This window comes from Peribacillus sp. N1 (genome assembly GCF_054600815.1).
The window spans coordinates 1-238 of the sequence record NZ_BAAHZO010000100.1 but is presented as its reverse complement, the minus strand read 5'-3'; the positions used below and the strand labels follow the sequence as shown (position 1 = coordinate 238).

Annotated in this window: 1 pseudogene; it reads right to left on the bottom strand. The window is 43.3% G+C overall.

Annotated features, from left to right (window positions below):
- Positions 1-222: pseudogene (locus ACYP5M_RS26725) on the bottom strand (aldehyde dehydrogenase family protein); the annotation flags it as partial.
- Positions 223-238: the final 16 nt, after the last annotated feature.

The following is a 238-nucleotide window of genomic DNA, read 5'->3' as shown; positions in this document are numbered from 1 at the left end:
GAAGATTTCTTCTTGAATCAAGCGGGCTTGCGGATCTACATCAGCAACGAATGTCGGTAGAAAGAACAAGCCAGTAGAGCTATCTCATTCTCCTCCAGTCAGAATGCGTCCTTCTAGGTTCCCGATTTCAATATAGCTCATGATTTTGTCCAAAGCAGCTTGATCGATAACTGGACCCATGCAATGGTTTTCTCCAGGATTACCAACTGTCAGTTGTTTTGTTCATTAAAAAGCGCGA